This is a genomic window from Cellulomonas oligotrophica (assembly GCF_013409875.1).
Lineage (GTDB): Bacteria > Actinomycetota > Actinomycetes > Actinomycetales > Cellulomonadaceae > Cellulomonas > Cellulomonas oligotrophica.
The window spans coordinates 4,068,142-4,083,944 of sequence record NZ_JACCBK010000001.1; the positions used below are offsets into that span (position 1 = coordinate 4,068,142).

General features: G+C 75.6%; 14 protein-coding genes. 10 read left to right on the forward strand and 4 right to left on the reverse strand.

Going from position 1 to position 15,803, the window contains the following annotated elements; translation table 11 throughout:
* The 4 genes from BKA21_RS18675 (at nucleotide 1) to BKA21_RS18690 (ending at nucleotide 3,568) form a co-directional block, all read left to right on the forward strand.
* Nucleotides 1–1,332 carry a M16 family metallopeptidase gene (locus tag BKA21_RS18675; RefSeq protein ID WP_140460461.1) on the forward strand — a complete coding sequence of 444 codons (1,332 nt, stop codon included), beginning with the start codon at nucleotides 1–3 and terminating at the stop codon, nucleotides 1,330–1,332.
* Nucleotides 1,333–1,439: 107 nt separating this feature from the next.
* The gene (locus BKA21_RS18680; RefSeq protein WP_140460462.1) at nucleotides 1,440–2,273 is read left to right on the forward strand and encodes a hypothetical protein; all 834 of its coding nucleotides are present in this window, start codon (nucleotides 1,440–1,442) and stop codon (nucleotides 2,271–2,273) included.
* 54 nt (nucleotides 2,274–2,327) lie between these two features.
* The gene (gene dapB, locus BKA21_RS18685) at nucleotides 2,328–3,086 is read left to right on the forward strand and encodes a 4-hydroxy-tetrahydrodipicolinate reductase (protein ID WP_140460463.1); all 759 of its coding nucleotides are present in this window, start codon (nucleotides 2,328–2,330) and stop codon (nucleotides 3,084–3,086) included.
* Nucleotides 3,083–3,568 (forward strand): hypothetical protein, encoded by a 486-nt coding sequence (locus tag BKA21_RS18690; protein ID WP_140460464.1) that lies wholly within the window; start codon nucleotides 3,083–3,085, stop codon nucleotides 3,566–3,568. The genes dapB and BKA21_RS18690 overlap by 4 nt, the downstream gene beginning before the upstream one ends.
* Before the next feature lie 43 nt (nucleotides 3,569–3,611).
* On the opposite strand, the gene BKA21_RS18695 is transcribed toward BKA21_RS18690, so the two are convergent.
* From BKA21_RS18695 to BKA21_RS18710, 4 genes are all read right to left on the reverse strand, one after another.
* Complete coding sequence (locus BKA21_RS18695) at nucleotides 3,612–4,163, reverse strand: GNAT family N-acetyltransferase (RefSeq protein WP_140460465.1); 552 nt, start codon at nucleotides 4,161–4,163, stop codon at nucleotides 3,612–3,614.
* A gap of 50 nt (nucleotides 4,164–4,213) precedes the next feature.
* The gene (locus BKA21_RS18700) at nucleotides 4,214–4,534 is read right to left on the reverse strand and encodes an AzlD domain-containing protein (RefSeq protein ID WP_140460589.1); all 321 of its coding nucleotides are present in this window, start codon (nucleotides 4,532–4,534) and stop codon (nucleotides 4,214–4,216) included.
* Between the two features lie 5 nt (nucleotides 4,535–4,539).
* Nucleotides 4,540–5,229, reverse strand: coding sequence for an AzlC family ABC transporter permease (locus tag BKA21_RS18705; RefSeq protein WP_140460466.1), 690 nt, complete (start codon nucleotides 5,227–5,229; stop codon nucleotides 4,540–4,542).
* A 112-nt stretch (nucleotides 5,230–5,341) separates the two neighbouring features.
* On the reverse strand, nucleotides 5,342–6,811 hold the full coding sequence (locus BKA21_RS18710) for an NAD-dependent succinate-semialdehyde dehydrogenase (RefSeq protein WP_140460467.1): 1,470 nt from the start codon (nucleotides 6,809–6,811) through the stop codon (nucleotides 5,342–5,344).
* A gap of 63 nt (nucleotides 6,812–6,874) precedes the next feature.
* Between BKA21_RS18710 and BKA21_RS18715 the strand changes: the two genes are divergently transcribed.
* The 6 genes from BKA21_RS18715 to BKA21_RS18740 all read left to right on the forward strand — a co-directional run bounded on the left by BKA21_RS18715 (nucleotide 6,875) and on the right by BKA21_RS18740 (nucleotide 15,747).
* Complete coding sequence (locus tag BKA21_RS18715) at nucleotides 6,875–7,711, forward strand: thymidylate synthase (RefSeq protein ID WP_140460468.1); 837 nt, start codon at nucleotides 6,875–6,877, stop codon at nucleotides 7,709–7,711.
* Between the two features lie 4 nt (nucleotides 7,712–7,715).
* A complete protein-coding gene (locus tag BKA21_RS18720; RefSeq protein ID WP_140460469.1) occupies nucleotides 7,716–8,198 on the forward strand; it encodes a dihydrofolate reductase in 483 nt (160 codons plus the stop codon).
* A gap of 25 nt (nucleotides 8,199–8,223) precedes the next feature.
* The gene (dapA, locus tag BKA21_RS18725) at nucleotides 8,224–9,141 is read left to right on the forward strand and encodes a 4-hydroxy-tetrahydrodipicolinate synthase (protein WP_140460470.1); all 918 of its coding nucleotides are present in this window, start codon (nucleotides 8,224–8,226) and stop codon (nucleotides 9,139–9,141) included.
* Nucleotides 9,142–9,178: 37 nt separating this feature from the next.
* Nucleotides 9,179–10,864: a ribonuclease J gene (locus BKA21_RS18730; protein ID WP_140460471.1), complete on the forward strand. Its 1,686-nt coding sequence runs from the start codon at nucleotides 9,179–9,181 to the stop codon at nucleotides 10,862–10,864.
* A gap of 67 nt (nucleotides 10,865–10,931) precedes the next feature.
* Nucleotides 10,932–13,559 (forward strand): DNA translocase FtsK, encoded by a 2,628-nt coding sequence (locus BKA21_RS18735; RefSeq protein WP_140460472.1) that lies wholly within the window; start codon nucleotides 10,932–10,934, stop codon nucleotides 13,557–13,559.
* 1 nt (nucleotide 13,560) lies between these two features.
* On the forward strand, nucleotides 13,561–15,747 hold the full coding sequence (locus tag BKA21_RS18740; RefSeq protein WP_140460473.1) for a putative bifunctional diguanylate cyclase/phosphodiesterase: 2,187 nt from the start codon (nucleotides 13,561–13,563) through the stop codon (nucleotides 15,745–15,747).
* The last annotated feature ends 56 nt before the right edge of the window (nucleotides 15,748–15,803 follow it).

Consider the following 15,803-nt stretch of genomic DNA (forward strand, 5'->3'; position numbering starts at 1 on the left):
GTGCCCCAGCACCTCCCTCTGGTCGCCCCCGGGGCGGCCGGCTCGGACCTGACCGTCGGGCAGGACGGTGACGCCCAGGTGCGTCGCACCGTCCTGCCCGGCGGGGTCCGGGTGCTGTCCGAGCACATGCCCGGACTGCGCTCGGCCACCGTCGGCGCGTGGGTCGGGGTCGGCTCGCGCGACGAGACGTCGGGCCACTTCGGCTCGACGCACTTCCTCGAGCACCTGCTCTTCAAGGGCACGACGCGGCGCTCGGCGATGGACATCGCCGAGGCGTTCGACGCGGTCGGCGGCGAGGCGAACGCGGCCACGGGCAAGGAGCACACCTGCTACTACGCCCGGGTGCTCGACTCGGACCTGCCGATGGCGGTCGACGTCATCGCCGACATGGTGACCTCGGCGCGCCTCGACCCCGACGAGCTCGAGACCGAGCGCGGCGTCATCCTCGAAGAGCTCGCCATGAACGACGACGACCCGAGCGACGTCGCGCACGAGCAGTTCGCGACGGCGGTCTTCGGCGACACACCCCTCGGTCGGCCGATCGGCGGTACGCCGCAGACCATCCGCGACGTGCCGCGCGACGCCGTCTGGGAGCACTACCGCGAGCACTACCGCGCGCCCACGCTCGTCGTGACCGCGGCGGGCGGGGTCGACCACGACGCGCTGTGCCGGCTCGTCTCCGACGCGCTGGCCACCGGCGGGTGGGACCTGGACCCGCAGGCCGTCCCGTCAGCCCGGCGCGCGGCGTCCGCCGGGGCGCCCGGTGCTGGTCCGGGGGCCGTCGAGCTCACGGTCCGCCGGCCCACGGAGCAGGCGAACGTCATCGTCGGCGGGCTCTGCCTGACGGCGACCGACCAGCGCCGGTTCACGCTCTCGGTGCTGAACGCGGCGCTCGGCGGCGGCATGTCGTCGCGGCTGTTCCAGGAGATCCGCGAGAAGCGCGGCCTGGCGTACTCGACGTACTCGTTCGCGAGCGGGCACGCCGACACGGGCCTGTTCGGCCTGTACGCAGGCTGCACGCCGGCCAAGGTCGACCAGGTCACGGCCCTGCTCGTGGCCGAGCTGGAGAAGATGGCGCAGGCGCCGATGGGCGCCGCGGAGCTCACGCGCTCGGTCGGCCAGCTCTCCGGCGGGCTCGTGCTCGGCATGGAGGACACCGGCTCGCGGATGAGCCGGCTCGGCAAGTCCGAGCTGGTGCACGGCGAGCTCATGAGCGTCGACGAGACGCTGGAGCGGATCCGCGCGGTCACGGCCCAGGAGGTCCAGGACCTCGCGGCCGAGCTCGCGGCCGTCCCGCGCTCGGTCGTGCGCGTCGGTCCCTTCGGGGACTGAGCGCCCGGTCGGGAGACCCACCGCCCGGTCACGGGCCGGACGCCCCGGGGCGCACCCGGGGCGTCCGGCCCTGCCGGTCGTGTTGCGCGCCGGTCCATGATGGACCCATGCCCGTCGCCGTCGACTCCTACGCCCGCACCGCCGCCCCGTCGCACCTCGAGGGGCTCGTCGAGCACGTGTGGGTCGCGCGGCACCGGGGCGGACGCACGCACCACGAGGTCCTGCTGCCCGACGGGCGCGGGCTGCTGCAGGTGGTGCGCGGCACCGCCGGGACCCGGCTCGACCCGCTCACCGGCGCCCGGGTGCCCGACGTCGACGGCCTGCGCGGGCCGTGGACCCGAGCCGAGCTGGCCGAGCAGAGCGGACCGGTGGCCCGGCTGGGCGTCCAGCTGCACCCCCTCGGTGCGGCGCGGCTGCGCGGCGGGCGCCCCGTGGCCGACACGTGGCTGCCGCTGCCCGACGTGCTGCCGGTCGCCGTGGTCGCCCGTGCCGGCGAGCTGCTCGACGCGCACCGCGACGCCGAGGCCGTCGCAGTGTGCCTCGAGGCGGTCGCCGCGTCGCCGCGGCACGACGACGCGGACCTGGACCGTCTGGACGAGGCGCTGGCGTTCGTCGACGCGCACCGCGGACTGGTCCGGGCCGCCGACGTCGCGCGCGCGGTCGGCACGAGCCTGGGTGAGCTGCACCGCTGGTGCGTGACGCGGCTGGGCACGACGCCCGCGCAGCACCTGGCCGCGGTGCGCTTCACGGGGTTCGTCCGTGAGGCGGTCGGGGCCGGGCCGGTCGACGCGGCGGACGTCGTGGCGGCCGTGGAGTGGTTCGTCGGGTCGGGCTACCCGCCGCGCGAGGTCGAACGGACGACCGGGATGCCGCCGGCCGAGCTCCGCCGCCTCGCCGAGCGCCTCGCCCACCGGCTCGGTCTGCCGGCCGCGGCCCTCTGAGCGGACGCGGGACGCGGCGGCGGGACGTGCGCGCCGGCGGCTAGGGTGCGTGCCGTGAGCGAACCGATCCGCGTGGCCGTGCTGGGTGCGGCCGGACGCATGGGGTCCACCGTCGTGCGCGCCGTGCAGGCCGCGCCCGACCTCGAGCTCGTCGCCCAGGTCGACGCGGGGGGCGACCCGCGGGCGGTGGCGGACGCCGGGGCCCAGGTCGCGGTGGACTTCACCGTCCCGGCGGTCACGGAGGGCAACGTGCACGCGCTCGTCGACGCCGGCGTGCACGCGGTGGTGGGCACCACCGGCTGGACCGAGCAGTCGCTGGGCCGGGTCAGGGACCGCCTCGGGGGAGCGCCCGGCGTCGGTGTGGTCGTCGCGCCGAACTTCGCGCTCGGCGCCGTGCTGGCGATGGCGTTCGCGCGCCAGGCCGCCCGGTGGTTCGAGTCGGCCGAGGTCGTCGAGCTGCACCACCCCGACAAGGTCGACGCCCCCTCGGGCACCGCGCGGCACACGGCGCAGGGCATCGCGCAGGCGCGCGCCGCCGCCGGCCTGGGGCCGATGCCCGACGCGACCACGCAGGCCGCCGACGGCGCCCGGGGTGCCGACGTGGACGGCGTGCGGGTGCACGCGGTGCGCCTGCGGGGCCTGGTGGCCCACGAGGAGGTCCTGCTGGGCAACCCGGGGGAGATGCTGACGATCCGGCACGACTCGTTCGACCGCGTGAGCTTCATGCCCGGGGTGCTCCTCGCGGTGCGGCAGGTGCTGCACCGGCCCGGGCTGACGGTCGGCCTCGAGCCGCTGCTCGACCTGGGCGCATGAGCGGCCCGGCGCCGCGGCGACGGCTCGGCCTGTGGGCGGCCCTGGCGCTGACGGCGCTGCTCGCCGTCTACGTGGTGCTCGTGGCGGTGCGAGCGGTCCAGCTCGTCGCCACCGGTGAGCCCGTCGGGGTCGTGCTCGGGGTCGCGCTGCTGGTGGGTCCGCTGATCGTGGTGGCGCTCATCGCCCGCGAGTGGATGCTCGCGACCGACGTGCAGCGCATGGCCGACGTGCTCGCGGCCGACGGGCAGCTGCCCGTCGACGACCTGCCGCGCTCACCGGGCGGCCGGGTGGACCGGGCCGCGGCCCGCGCCGCGTTCGGGCCGTACCGCGAGCGCGTCGAGGCCGACCCGGGGGACTGGCGCGGCTGGTACCACCTGGCGTTCGCGTACGACGCGGCGGGCGACCGACGGCGGGCGCGCGCCGCGCTGCGCACGGCCAGCAGCCTGCACCGCGGCCGCCCGGTGCGCCCCGACCTGCCCTGACGCGCCGTCGGCCATCCGGCGACCGGCGAGCGCGCCCCGCGGCTCAGATGCCGGCGTACCAGCGGTGCTCGGAGACGACGTGCGCCTCCTCGTCCGGTCCCGGACCGGTGGCGAGACGGCGGGTGCGACCGTCGGGCCCGAGCCCGGCGCTCTGCAGGAATGCCTCGCGCGCGGCGTCGCCGTCGACCACCCAGGTCTGCACCTGGTCGGCACCGTCGGCGCGCAGCAGGTCGACGGCGGCGGCGAGCAGCCGGGAGCCGTGGCCGCGGCGCTGGTCGGGCGGGTCGACCTCCAGCGCGAGGACGACCCCCCCGGGCGCCTGCGTCGCGTCGGGAGCGGCGACGGGTGCGACGGACGCCATGCCGACCACGCGTGGACCGTCGCAGGCCACGAGCACGTGGTGGCCGGGGCCCGGGGGTGCGGACACCGCGAGCCGCCAGCGGTCGACGAAGGCCTGCTCGTCGAGGGAGTCCAGCACGACCTCGCCGAGCACGTCGGCGTGCGCGACGCGCCAGGCGGCGAGCTGGATCCGGGCGATGCGTGACTCGTCGCCGGGGACGGCGGGGCGGACCGACACGTCGGCGGTGGGCAGCACCGGTCGAGCCTAACCCGCCCGGGTGACCGGCCGGAGGGCCGGCGCGGCGGTCACGGCATGCCCAGCAGGCGCAGACCGGCGGCGGTCACGGCGGCGAGCACGACGACGACCACGAACGGCGCGCGCAGCACGAGGGCCACGGCCGCGACCGCGAGCGCGGGCAGGCGCGCGTCGACGACCAGGCGCCCGCCGTCGGTCGCGGTCTGCACGGCGACGAGCGCGGCGAGCAGCGCGACGGTGACCAGCGCGGCGACGCGGGCGACGCGGGGACGTGCGAGCCAGTGCTCGGGCAGCACGTGCCCGGCGAGCTTGATGCCCAGGCAGGCCAGGCCGGCGAGTGCCACGGCCGCCCACAGCGCGTCCGGGGGCAGCGGGCTCACGCCGCGTCCTCGCGCTGCGCCGCCTCCGGTGCGAGCACCCCGACGCCGACGGCCACGAGGGCCGCCAGGAGGACCGGCACGCCCGCGGGCAGCACCGGCGTCGTGACGAGGGCGACGACCACGGCGGCGGCCGCGACGCCCTGCGCGACCCGGCCGGCCAGGCGTGGCCAGACGAGGGCGAGGAACGCGGCGGCCGCCGCGGCGTCGAGGCCGTACGCCCGCGGGTCGCCGAGCCGGTCGCCCGCGAGCGCACCGAGCAGCGTGAAGGCGTTCCACAGCACGAAGACGCCGGCGCCGGTCCACCAGAACCCTGCCCGGGCGGCGCTGCGCGTCGGCTGCGCGGTCGCGACGGCGGTCGACTCGTCGATGGTCAGGTGCGCGGCGGCGGGCCGCAGGCGGCGCGGCAGGTCGAGCAGCGGCGTGAGCTGCGCGCCGTACAGCCCGTTGCGCGCACCCAGCAGGGCCGCCGACGCGATCGCGGCGCCCGCGGCCCCGCCCGCGCCGACGACGCCGATGAAGGCGAACTGGGAGCCGCCGGAGAACATCAGCAGGCTCAGCGCCATCGTCTGGGGCAGGTCGAGACCGGCGGCCACGGACAGGGCGCCGAAGGAGATGCCGTACAGGCCGGTGGCGACGGACACCGACAGGGCCTGCCGGCGCACGGCGCGCAGCGGGTCGGTGGGCACGCGGGCACTCTCGCACACCCGTCGCGCGCGGCGTCGTCCCCGCCCGTGCCTCGTGCGTGCGGTGCCCCGCTCGGGGTGAGCGCCGCGGCCGGGTCGAGCGCCGCGACCGCGGTCAGAGCGCGACGTACACCGGGTCGAGGTACTCCTCGAGGCCGGCCTCGCCGCCCTCGCGCCCCAGGCCCGACTGCTTGACCCCGCCGAAGGGTGCGCTGGCGTCGGAGACCGCGCCGCGGTTGACGCCGAGCATCCCCGTCTCGACCTGCTCGGCCAGGCGCATGACGCGCCCGACGTCACGGGTGTAGGCGTAGGCCACGAGGCCGTAGGGCGTCGCGTTGGCCAGCCGGACGGCCTCGTCCTCGTCGCCGAACGTCACGACGGGGGCGACCGGCCCGAACGTCTCCTCGGTGACGACGCGCAGGTCGGGGGCGACGGAGGTCAGGACGGTCGGCTCGTAGAAGTACCCGGCGCGCCGGGGTGCGCGCCCGCCGATGCGCACGCGGGCGCCCGCGTCGACGGCCTGCGTGACGACCTCCTCGACGCGCTCGACCGCGGCGGCCTCGATGAGCGGTCCGACGGTGGTGCCGGCGTCGGCCCCGTGCCCGACGACGAGACGCGCGAACGCGTGGGTGAGCCGCTCGGCGAAGTCGGCGGCCACGGACTCGTGCACGAGGAACCGGTTGGCCGCCACGCACGTCTGCCCGGCGTTGCGCATCTTGGCCTGCAGGGCACCCTCGACGGCGGCGTCGAGGTCCGCGTCGGCGAAGACGAGGAACGGGGCGTTGCCGCCGAGCTCGAGGGAGGTGCGCAGCAGGTGCTGCGCGGCGGCGGCCTGCAGGGTGCGGCCCACCTCGGTCGACCCGGTGAACGACAGCTTGCGCAGGCGCGGGTCCGCCAGCAGCGGCTCGGACACCCGGCGCGCCGACGACGTGGGGACCACGTTGAGCACGCCGGTGGGCAGGTCGCGGGCGTCGAGCTCGGCCCGGACGATCTCGGCGACGTACGCGGTGGTCAGGGGCGTGAGCTGGGCCGGCTTGACGACGCACGTGCACCCGGCGGCCAGGGCGGGGGCGAGCTTGCGGGCGATCATGGCGACGGGGAAGTTCCACGGCGCGACCAGCAGCGCGGGGCCGACCGGCCGGCGCAGCACCAGCTGGTGGTGGGTGCCGGCCGGGGCGCGGCGGGCCAGGCCCTCGACGCGCACGGCCTGCTCGGCGTACCAGCGCACGTAGTCCGCGGCGTACGCGACCTCGGCCCGGGCCTCGGCCAGGGGCTTGCCGCCCTCGGCGGTGACGAGCGCCGCGATGTCCTGCGCGTGGGCGGTCATCGTGTCGAACACCGCGCGGAGCAGGTCGGCGCGCACGCGGGGCGCGGCGGCCCGCCACGGCGCGAACGCCTCGTCGGCGGCGGTCAGCGCGTCGAGCGCGTCCTGCTCGGAGGCGTCGGCGACGTCGAACAGCGTCTCGCCGGTGCCGGGGTCGGCGACGGCGAACGTCGCCCCGTCGCGCGCGGGGCGCCAGCGCCCGCCGACGAGCATGCCGGTGGGGACGTGCGCGGCGACGGACGGCGGCAGCGACGAGGTCATGGGCCCATCGTCGGGCGTGGACGTCCCCACCGCCACGGGTGGGCGCAGGTAGCCTGTGGCCCCATGGCCGATCTCGTCGTGGCGCCTCCCGCCCGTCCGACCGCCGTCCCGACCCCGTACGAGGACCTGCTGCGGCACGTCATGGCGACGGGAACGCCCAAGGCGGACCGCACGGGCACGGGCACGCGCAGCGTCTTCGGCCACCAGCTGCGCTACGACCTGCGCGCAGGCTTCCCGCTGGTGACGACGAAGCGGGTGTTCTTCCGCGGCGTCGCCGAGGAGCTGTTCTGGTTCCTGCGCGGGGAGTCGAACATCGCGTCCCTCGTCGAGCGGGGCGTGCACATCTGGGACGAGTGGGCCGACGAGCGCGGCGAGCTCGGCCCGGTGTACGGGGTGCAGTGGCGCTCGTGGCCCACGCCCGACGGCGGGCACGTCGACCAGCTCGCGCGGGTGCTGGGCGACCTGCGCACGAACCCCGACTCGCGCCGGCACGTCGTCTCGGCGTGGAACGTCGCCGAGCTCGACGCCATGGCGCTGGTGCCGTGCCACGCGTTCTTCCAGCTGTACGTCGCCGACGGGCGGCTGTCGTGCCAGGTGTACCAGCGCTCGGCGGACCTGTTCCTGGGCGTGCCGTTCAACATCGCCTCGTACGCGCTGCTCACGCACATGATCGCCCAGCAGGTGGACCTCGAGGTCGGCGACCTGGTGTGGACCGGCGGGGACTGCCACGTGTACGACAACCACGTCGAGCAGGTCGCCGAGCAGCTCGCGCGCGAGCCGTACCCGTACCCGACGCTGCACCTGCGCCGCGCGCGGTCCCTGTTCGAGTACACCTGGGACGACGTCGAGGTCGTGGGGTACCGCCACCACCCGACCATCGCCGCACCCGTGGCGGTCTGACGCGGTGATCGGCCTGGTCTGGGCCCAGACCCCCGCGGGGGTGATCGGGGCCGACGGCGCGATGCCGTGGCACGTGCCGGAGGACATGGCGCACTTCCGTGAGGTCACCGCCGGCGCGACCGTGGTCATGGGGCGGGCGACGTGGCAGTCGCTGCCGCCGCGGTACCGCCCGCTGCCCGGGCGCCGCAACCTCGTCCTCACCCGCGACCGTGGCTTCGACGCCCCGGGCGCGACCGTCGTGCACGACCTCGACGCGGCGCTCGCGTCGGCGCCGGACGTGTGGGTCGTCGGGGGCGGGGAGGTCTACGCGGCGACCCTCGCGCGCGCGGACCGGCTGGAGGTCACCGTCGTCGACGTCGACGTCCCCGGCGACACCCTCGCCCCCCGGGTCGGCGACGGCTGGGTGCGGGTCGCCGACGGCGCCTGGTCCACGTCGCGCACGGGCACCCGCTACCGGTTCGAGACGTGGGAGCGCACACCGGCGTGAGGTGCCCGGGCGGTACGGTGTGCCCATGCCCCCCGTGACGCCCGCCGGTCGCCCGTTCGGCGCCGTGCTGTCCGCGATGGTCACCCCGATGACGCCCGACGGCGCGGTCGACCTGGCCGCGGCGGTGCGGCTCGCGCAGCACCTCGTCGACCACGGTCACGACGGCCTCGTGCTCAACGGCACGACCGGCGAGGCACCGACGACGCACGCCCCCGAGAAGGCCGACCTCGTGGCGGCCGTGGTCGAGGCCGTCGGCGACCGTGCGTGGGTCGTCGCCGGCGCCGGCTCGAACGACACGGCGCACGCGGTGCGCATGGCCGTGCAGGCCGCCGAGGCCGGCGCGCACGGGCTGCTCGTCGTCTCCCCGTACTACTCGCGGCCCTCCCAGGACGGCATCGTCGCCCACGTCACGCACGTGGCGGGCTCCACGGACCTGCCCGTGATGCTCTACGACGTCCCCGGCCGCACCGGCGTCCGGCTCGCCGAGGCGACGATCGACCGCCTCGCCGCCCACCCGCGCGTCGTCGCGCTCAAGGACGCCACCGGCGACGTCGCCGCCGCGACCGCGAAGATCGCCCGCACCGGGCTGGCCTGGTACTGCGGGGACGACGGCCTGCTGCCGGCGTTCCTCGCGCACGGCGCCGTCGGCCACGTCGGCGTCGCGTCGCAGGTGCTCGGGGACGCGTTCGCGCGACTCGTCGCCGCGTGGGACGCGGGCGAGACCGCGACCGCGCTCGAGGTCTTCCGGGGGATGCTCCCCGCGATCACCGCCCTCAACGGCGACGGCTTCCAGGCGGCGGCGGCGAAGGCGGCGCTCGTGGAGGTCGGAGCCCTGACCAGCCGGGCCACCCGGCTGCCCCTCGTCCCGTACACCGACGACGAGGCCGCCCGCGTGCGCGACGGCCTGCGGGCCGCGGGCCTGCTCGGCGTCGTCCCGGCCTGACCCCACGACGGCGGGCCGCTCACCTCACAGGAGAACCATGAGCCACCCCCACCCCGACCTCACGCTGCCCCCGCCGCTGCCCGCGGGCGGCCTGCGGGTGGTCCCGCTCGGCGGGCTCGGCGAGGTCGGGCGGAACATGGCCGTCCTCGAGCACGAGGGCCGCCTGCTCGTCATCGACTGCGGTGTGCTGTTCCCCGAGGACAACCAGCCCGGCGTCGACCTGATCCTCCCGGACTTCGACTACATCCGGGACCGCCTCGACGACATCGAGGCGATCGTGCTCACGCACGGCCACGAGGACCACATCGGCGCGGTGCCGTACCTGCTGCGGCTGCGCGCGGACATCCCGCTCGTCGGCTCGCAGCTGACGCTGGCGTTCATCGAGGCCAAGCTCAAGGAGCACCGCATCGCGCCGCTCACGCTCGCGGTGCGCGAGGGCCAGGTCGAGCAGCTCGGCGTCTTCGAGTGCGAGTTCGTGGCCGTGAACCACTCGATCCCCGACGCGCTCGCGGTGGCCGTCACCACCGCCGCCGGGACCGTGCTGCACACCGGCGACTTCAAGATGGACCAGCTCCCGCTGGACGGTCGCATCACCGACCTGCGGGCGTTCGCGCGACTCGGCGAGCGGGGGGTCGACCTGTTCATGGTGGACTCCACCAACGCGGAGGTCCCCGGCTTCGTCGCCCCCGAGCGCGAGATCGGCCCCGTGCTCGACCAGGTCTTCTCCGAGTCCACCGGGCGTGTCGTCGTGGCCTCGTTCGCCTCGCACGTGCACCGCGTCCAGCAGGTCGTCGACGCCGCCGTCGCCAACGACCGCAAGGTCGCGCTCGTCGGGCGCTCCATGGTGCGCAACATGGGCATCGCCGCCGAGCTGGGGTACCTCAAGGTCCCCGACGGGGCGCTCGTCGACATCAAGCAGGTCGAGAACCTGCCCGACGACCGCGTCGTGCTCATGTGCACCGGCTCCCAGGGCGAGCCGATGGCGGCGCTGTCGCGGATGGCGAACAAGGACCACAAGGTCTCCGTCGGCGCCGGCGACACCGTGGTGCTCGCGTCCAGCCTCATCCCGGGCAACGAGAACGCCGTGTTCCGCGTCATCAACGGCCTGATGCGCCTGGGGGCGCGCGTCGTGCACTCGGGGAACGCCAAGGTCCACGTCTCGGGCCACGCCAGCGCGGGCGAGCTCCTGTACTGCTACAACGTCCTGCGCCCCCGCAACGTCATGCCGGTCCACGGCGAGGTCCGGCACCTCGTCGCCAACGCCGCGCTCGCGGTGAAGACGGGCGTGCCCGCGGACCGGGTGGTCCTCGCCGAGGACGGGGTCGTCGTCGACCTCGTGGACGGGCGGGCCAGCGTCGTCGGCGCCGTGCCCTGCGGGTACGTGTACGTCGACGGGTCGAGCGTGGGCGCCATCACGGAGGTCGAGCTCAAGGACCGGCGGATCCTCGGTGACGAGGGGTTCGTGTCGATCTTCGCCGTGGTGTCGTCGCAGGACGGCACCGTGCTCGCGGGCCCGCAGATCCACGCGCGCGGCGTCGCCGAGCCCGACGACGTCTTCGACGCCGTGCTGCCGCAGCTGACGCAGGCGCTGGAGGAGGCCGTGCGCGGCGGCGCGACCGACAGCCACCAGCTGCAGCAGGTCATGCGCCGCGTCGTGGGCAGATGGGTGTCGGGGCGGCTGCGGCGGCGCCCGATGATCATCCCGGTCGTCGTCGAGGCGTAGCCGCGCGCGGTCCGACACGCGTCGCAGCGCCCGCCGTCGCGGCGGCGGGCGGGCTACCGTGAGGACCATGGCGACCCGCACGACCTCGAGCTCGACGCGTCCGGCGCGCGCCGGCGCCCCGGCGAAGGGTGCTGCGCGCGGCGGGTCGTCGCGTCCCTCGGGCCGGTCGGCCCCGCCGCCGCGCCAGCCGGCGCTGCCGCTGCGGGTCGTGCGCGGCATCTGGATGGGCGGGGCCCACCTCGTCGGCGGCACGGCCCGTCGGCTCGGCCACGGTGCCCGCGACCTCGACCCCGCGCACCGCCGCGACGGCGTGGCGTTCACCCTGCTCGCGCTTGCGGTGGTCGTCGCGGCCCGCGAGTGGTGGGACCTGTCGGGCACCGCCGGCGACGTGATCCACAACGTCGTGGCCGGGACGTTCGGCGTCGTCGGGATCGGCGTCCCGGTGGTGCTCCTCGGCCTGGCCGTGCGGCTCATGCGCCACCCCGAGCGCACCCAGGCCAACTCCCGCATCACGATCGGCCTGAGCGCGATCGCCGTGGCCGTGTGCTCGATCGTGCACCTGACGTCGGGGCGGCCCGGGACCGACGACATGGCGGCCCAGCGCGACGCCGGGGGGATCGTCGGCTTCGCGGTCGGGACCCCGCTGGCGACGCTGCTCACCCCCGTCGTCGCGGGCCTGCTGCTGGGGCTGCTGGCGTTCTTCGGCGTCCTCGTCGTCACCGCGACGCCCGTGCACCTGATCGGCCCGCGCCTGGCCGGGCTGTACCGCCGCCTGACGGGGCAGCACCCGGCCGAGGAGGCCGCGCAGGACGACGACGCCCCCCTGGTCATCGAGGCCCTGCACAGCGCCCGGCCGCAGGACGAGCCGAAGCCGCGCCGGCCCCGCCGGCTGGGACGTCGGCCGAAGCGGGACGCGGCGGGCGACGAGCCCGACCCGCTGCTGGACGGGTACGAGGGGGACGAGGCCTTCGAGCGGGCAGCCCTCGTGCACCACGAGCACGCGGGCGAGCCGGTCGTCGACGACGTCGTCGAGGACCCCACCGAGCGGATGCCCGCGGCGACGCGCACCGCCCCCACCGAGAAGGTCGTCAGCCGGGCCGCGAACCTCAGCGCACCGCCCACGACCGCGGTGCCCCGCGGCGAGCAGCCGATGCTCGAGGGCGACGTCGTCTACGTGCTGCCCGGCGAGGACGCGCTCGCCAAGGGCGCACCGCACAAGGTCCGGTCGGCCGCCAACGACCGCGTCGTCGACTCCCTGACGTCCGTGCTCGAGCAGTTCGACATCGACGCCAAGGTCACCGGGTTCACCCGCGGCCCCACGGTCACCCGCTACGAGGTCGAGCTGGGCCTGGGCACCAAGGTCGAGCGCGTGACCGCCCTGTCCAAGAACATCGCGTACGCCGTGGCCAGCGCGGACGTGCGGATCCTCTCGCCGATCCCCGGCAAGTCCGCGATCGGCATCGAGATCCCCAACAGCGACCGCGAGACGGTCGCGCTCGGCGACGTGCTGCGCTCGTCGGCCTCCAAGCGCACCGAGCACCCCATGGTCATCGGCGTCGGCAAGGACGTCGAGGGCGGGTACGTCGTGGCGAACCTGGCGAAGATGCCGCACCTGCTGGTCGCCGGCGCCACCGGCGCGGGCAAGTCGTCGTTCGTCAACTCGATGATCGTCTCGATCCTCATGCGCTCCACGCCCGACGAGGTCCGGATGATCCTCGTGGACCCCAAGCGCGTCGAGCTGACCCTGTACGAGGGCATCCCGCACCTGATCACGCCCATCATCACCAACCCCAAGAAGGCCGCCGAGGCCCTCGAGTGGGTGGTCAAGGAGATGGAGGCGCGCTACGACGACCTGGCGATGTTCGGGTACAAGCACATCGACGACTTCAACGCCGCCGTGCGGGCCGGCAAGGTCAAGCCCCTGCCGGGCTCCGAGCGCAAGATCGCCACCTACCCGTACCTGCTGGTCATCGTCGACGAGCTCGCCGACCTCATGATGGTCGCCCCGCGGGACGTCGAGGCGTCGATCCAGCGCATCACCCAGCTCGCGCGCGCCGCCGGCATCCACCTCGTGCTCGCCACCCAGCGCCCCTCGGTCGACGTCGTGACGGGCCTGATCAAGGCGAACGTGCCGTCGCGCCTCGCGTTCGCGACGAGCTCGCTGACCGACTCCCGCGTCGTCCTCGACCAGCCCGGTGCCGAGAAGCTCATCGGCCAGGGCGACGCGCTGTTCCTGCCGATGGGCGCCGCCAAGCCCATGCGCACCCAGGGCGCGTGGGTCTCGGAGTCCGAGATCCACGCCGTCGTCGAGCACGTCAAGGGCCAGCTCAAGCCCGTGTACCGCGAGGACGTCGCGGTCGCGGCACCCAAGAAGCAGGTCGACGAGGACATCGGCGACGACCTCGACCTGCTCCTGCAGGCCGCCGAGCTCGTCGTGACCACGCAGTTCGGCTCGACGTCGATGCTGCAGCGCAAGCTGCGCGTCGGGTTCGCCAAGGCGGGCCGGCTCATGGACCTGCTCGAGTCCCGGGAGATCGTCGGCCCGTCCGAGGGGTCGAAGGCCCGCGAGGTCCTCATCACCCCCGACGACCTGCCCGGCACGCTCGCGATGCTGCGCGGCGAGCCCGGCGCCGAGGACGACGAGCCGGTCGCCGGCACGGACGAGGCAGCGCCCTGGTCCGACCCGCAGGCGTGAGGTGAGCGCCGACCTCGTCGCACCGGTCGGAGCGGTCAGCACGGTCATCGCGGCCGTCGCCGTGGTCGCCCTCGTCACCGTCCTCGTGCTGCTGGACCGGGCCCGGCGGCAGGCGCGCCGCAACGTCGACCTGCTGCGGCACGCGCTCGAGCTGCGGCAGCGGTACGACGCGCTGCAGGCCGTGACCCGCGAGGGCGTCCTCGTGCAGTCCGAGGACGGGCTGGTGCTCGACATCTCCGCGCGGGCCGCGGCCATCCTCGGTGTCGACGCCGAGGACGCCGTCGGCCGGCGCGTCGCCGAGCTCGGGGTGCCGTTCGTCGACGAGCACGGCCTGGCGATGAACCCCGCGGCGGTCCTCGGTGCGCAGCGCGGCGGACGCCCCGCCGGCGAGCCCCTCGTCGTCGGCGTGCTCGCCCCCGTGCCCGGCACCCGGCCGCGCGTCGTGCAGGTCGCCGCCCGGCCCGTGCCCGGGGCCGACGGCACCCGGCCCGCGGTCCTCACCACCCTGGTCGACGTCACCGTCCGGCACGAGGCCGAGGTCGCGCTGTCGCGCAGCGAGACGCAGTTCCGGGTGGCGATGGAGAACGCGCCGATCGGCATGGCCCTGGTCGACCTCGACTGGCAGATCACCGAGGCCAACGCGGCGCTCGCGGACCTGCTCGGCACGCACGTGGCGGGCCTGCGCGGGTACCGGCTGGACGAGCTCGCCGCCCCCGAGGACCGCGCCCAGCAGCGGATGGAGATGGACCGGCTGCTCGGCGGCGGCCAGCACCGGTTCTCCCTCGAGATGCGCTGCCGGCGGGCCGACGGGCACCTCGTCTGGGTGGTGCTCGACGCGGCGCTCGTGCGGGGGCCGGAGGGGCGGCCCGACCACTTCGTCGTCCAGGTGCGCGACGCCACCGAGTCGCGGCTGCAGGCCGAGATGCTCACGCACCGGGCCATGCACGACCCGCTGACGGGCCTGGCCAACCGGACCCTGCTGCAGGAGGTCCTGCAGTCCGCGCTGGAGCAGCCCGGGGCGCAGGACCGGATCGCGGTGCTCGCGTGCGACCTCGACGGGTTCAAGGAGGTCAACGACCGGTACGGGCACCCGGCCGGCGACGAGGTCCTCGTGCACGTCGCCGGAGTCCTGCGGGCCGCCACCGGCGGTGCGGGCACCGTCGCGCGGCTCGGCGGCGACGAGTTCGTCGTCGTCGTGCAGGACGCCGACGCCGTCAAGGCGGTGTTCGAGGTCGCCTCGGAGATCCACACGGGTCTGCGCGAGCCGCTGCGCGTCGGGCGCCGGCGCATGGGCGTCGGCGCGAGCGTCGGGATCGCGCTCGCCGAGGCGCACCTCGTCGAGGCGGGGGCCCCGACCCTGCTGGCGGCCGCGGACGCCGCGCTCTACCGGGCCAAGGCCGCCGGGCGGGGACGCACGGAGGTCTACGACGCGTCGATGGAGCTCGCGACCGCGACGACCCTGCAGCGCGAGCTCCAGCAGGCCGTCGCGCAGGGCGAGCTCGTGGTGCACTACCAGCCGATCGTCGACCTGTCCGACGTGCACGTGGTCGGGTACGAGGCGCTCGTGCGCTGGCAGCACCCGCAGCGGGGGCTGCTGCTGCCCGGTGCGTTCCTGCCGCACATCCAGGAGGCGGGCGTCGCCGTCGCGCTCGGCCAGCTCGTGGTGACCCAGGTCGTGGAGTTCCTCGCGCGGACCGAGGACACCGGTCGGTGGGTCTCGGTCAACGTCTCGGCCGACCAGCTCGGCGACGGCGAGTTCGCCACGCGCCTGCTGCAGGAGCTGTCCCGGCACCGCGTCACCGCGGGGCGTCTGGTCGTCGAGCTCACCGAGTCCTCGCTGGTGGCGTCGGGCACGCGCATCCGGCACGAGCTCACCCAGCTGTCCGCGGCGGGCGTGCCGATCCTGCTCGACGACTTCGGCACCGGGGTCTCGCCGCTGCAGTACCTGCGCGACCTGCCCGTGGCGGGCGTCAAGCTCGACATGTCCTTCACCTCGGGCATCCCGCACGACCCGACCGCGGGCCGGGTCGTGCGCGCCCTCGGCGCCCTGGCCCGCGAGCTCGCGATGGTCACGATCGCGGAGGGGATCGAGCACGAGGAGCAGGCCGACTTCCTGCGCCACAACGGCTGGCGCTACGGCCAGGGCTGGCTCTTCGGCGCCGCCCAGGAGGTCCCCTCCGAGCGCTGACGGCGAGCGTCTGCGCAGGTCGCGGCCCTGGCGGTGCGACCGTCCCCGAAGATCAG